The sequence below is a fragment of the bacterium genome, assembly GCA_035703895.1.
Lineage (GTDB): Bacteria > Sysuimicrobiota > Sysuimicrobiia > Sysuimicrobiales > Segetimicrobiaceae > Segetimicrobium.
Map to the genome: position 1 here is coordinate 1 of DASSXJ010000166.1, position 2,085 is coordinate 2,085.

The window sequence follows — 2,085 nt, forward strand, 5'->3', positions numbered from 1 at the left end:
ACGCTGTCCATCAGCCGCTCCTCGGGGATGCGCTCAGGATACGGCGAGAGGCCGCGTCGGTCCACGGCCACGGCGTCCTTGATGTGCACGTGGGCGACGTACGGCTTGAGTAGGGGCCACGCCTCGGTGTACGGGCGGACCCCCACTTGAACAAAATTCGCTGGGTCGAAGGTCATCCGGAGCGCCGCCGAGCCGACCGCCTCTATCAGATCGAGGCACCGCTCGGCGGTATCCCCGTACACGTACGACTCGTTCTCCAGCGCGAGCGTCACGTGCGCTCGCTCGGCCTCGTGAGCGAAGGCCGCGAGTCGGCGGACCACCTCGTCCCGAGAGGCCCGGTAGCGCCCGGCGGGGACAAAAAAGGAGAAGAGACGCACCAGCGCGGTGTCGAGCCGCCGCGCCGCCGTCAGGGCCCGCCGGAATCGGCCACGCTCGGAGTCGAAGTCGCCGTCGACGGGCGCCTTGCCGACCGGTGAGGCGATGGCTGAGATGCTGATCCCGTGGGCCGTGAGCCGCTCGCGTACACGCCCGAGGTCATCGTCGGAGAGCTCGACAACATCCCTCCCCCAGGCAGACCGCGCCTCGAGGAAGCGCACGTCGTGGCGGCGCAGCGCGGCGATCTGGACATCCAGATCGCCTGCGATCTCGTCGCCGAATGCGCTGATCCGGAACCGGTCTCGGTCGGTCGTGGCCCGTATCCCTCCTACGCTCGCGCCGGGCGCCGTCTTCGTCGCCTACCGTCCGCGCGCCAGGCCGGCACGATCATGCTACAATTTTCACGTGCGTCCGGCGAACGATCGTCCGTTCGGCGTTGCCATCGCAGGGGCTGGCGTGATTGCCTCGTTTCACGCCCGCGCGGTCGCGGACCTCCCAAACGCGCGGCTGCGCGCGGTGGCCGATGTCGCGGCCGACGCGGCGCAACGTCGTGCGGCCGAGTTCGGCGTCGACGCCTACACCGATCTGGGGGAACTGCTGCGGCGCCCCGATATCGATGTGGTATCGGTCTGCGTGCCGAGCGGCCTCCACGCCGAAGTCGGCGTCCAGGCCGCCGAGGCGGGCAAGCACGTGATCGTCGAGAAACCGATCGACGTGTCGCTCGAGGCGGCCGACAGGCTGATCGCGATATGCCGGCGGCGGGGGGTCAAGCTGGCGGTGATCTCACAACACCGGTTCGACCCCGGCATCCAAATGATGCGCGCCGCGCTCGATGCCGGCCGGTTCGGCCGCCTGGTGCTGGGGGATGTGATCGTCAAATGGTACCGGACCGGAGCATACTACGGCAGTGCGGGCTGGCGGGGGACGTGGGAACTCGACGGCGGCGGCGCCCTGATGAATCAGGGCATCCACTGGGTGGACGTGCTGCAGTGGATGATGGGACCGGTCGATCGCGTGGTCGCCCGCTGCTCGATGATTGCGCACGATATCCCGGTCGAAGATGTTGCGCTGGCACTGCTCACATTTCGCAGCGGCGCGCTGGGCACGATCGAGGTCTCAACCGCCGTCTATCCGGGCCTTCCGGAGCGCATCGAGATCACCGGCACAAACGGGACGGCCGTTGTGGAGATGGGCGAGGTGGTCGTCTGGGAGTTCAAGGACGAGAAGGGTGAGGTCGGCCCGTACGGCGCCAAAATCGGGGCCGGCCGCCGCACGGAGCCGGTGACGGCGTCCGATCAGGCCGGGAGCCAGATCGCCGGCCATCGCGCGCAGATCGCGGACTTCCTCCAGGCCATTGCCGACGATCGGGACCCGGTGATCACCGGCGAGGAAGCGCGCAAGCCACTCGAGATCATACTGGCCGTGTATGAATCGGCGCGAACAGGGCGCGAGGTCTCGCTCCCCCTCGGTCGCGCCGGGCAAACACAGTAGAGGCACTGAGGTGAACCCCAGTGCCTCTACCGATCGTTTAACCGCCCGACGTCTTACGGTTGTGTACTCCGCGACCCAACCACACCGGCCCGGCGACACTTCCGGGCATGTGATGGCGCCGACGGCCGCTTATCGCTCGATCCTCGAGATCTTCGCGTCCTGCAGGCTGAGGTTGAACATCAGCCCCCTCTGATCGAACACGTACCCCACGATCGGGGC

General features: G+C 67.9%; 2 protein-coding genes. One reads left to right on the forward strand and one right to left on the reverse strand.

All coding sequences use genetic code 11. The features are described 5' to 3' along the window. The coding region (locus VFP86_11790) for a sugar phosphate isomerase/epimerase (protein ID HET9000322.1) at positions 1 to 596 on the reverse strand (596 nt) is incomplete at its 3' end. Between the two features lie 184 nt (positions 597 to 780). Between VFP86_11790 and VFP86_11795 the strand changes: the two genes are divergently transcribed. After that, positions 781 to 1,866, forward strand: coding sequence for a Gfo/Idh/MocA family oxidoreductase (locus VFP86_11795; protein ID HET9000323.1), 1,086 nt, complete (start codon positions 781 to 783; stop codon positions 1,864 to 1,866). Positions 1,867 to 2,085 lie beyond the last annotated feature (219 nt).